Raw genomic sequence first — 394 nt, 5'->3', positions numbered from 1 at the left:
CCGGTACGCTCTGAAGTATTGTTTTGAGTCACTGTAATGGTGGAGCTAAGCGGGATCGAACCGCTGACCTCCTGCGTGCAAGGCAGGCGCTCTCCCAGCTGAGCTATAGCCCCATACAGTTACTGCAGAGACCTTCTACTACCACTCACCAGGAGTTACTTTTTCATTTACATGAAAACGTAAATTCGTGCTCAGGCAAGGCATGTAGGAGGGAAGTTTACTTGGGTAAACGACCGAGTACATAACGCCGCATGAGTGCGAATTTGGTAGGCCTGAGTGGACTTGAACCACCGACCTCACCCTTATCAGGGGTGCGCTCTAACCACCTGAGCTACAAGCCTGTAGAGGTTTTTTCTGCTCGTTACTTTTCTATCAGACAATCTGTGTGAGCACT

At 49.7% G+C, this 394-nt stretch carries 2 tRNA genes; both read right to left on the bottom strand.

Annotated features, from left to right (window positions below):
• Positions 1-37 precede the first annotated feature (37 nt).
• Positions 38-113 (bottom strand) — tRNA-Ala (locus tag F3J38_RS27825).
• A 151-nt stretch (positions 114-264) separates the two neighbouring features.
• A tRNA-Ile gene (locus tag F3J38_RS27820) sits at positions 265-341 on the bottom strand.
• Positions 342-394: the final 53 nt, after the last annotated feature.

Origin of the sequence: Candidatus Pantoea formicae (assembly GCF_011752625.1) — a bacterium.
Classification (GTDB): Bacteria; Pseudomonadota; Gammaproteobacteria; order Enterobacterales; family Enterobacteriaceae; genus Pantoea; species Pantoea formicae.
The sequence above is the reverse complement of the archived record's forward strand: the minus strand, read 5'-3'. Positions and strand labels throughout refer to the sequence as shown.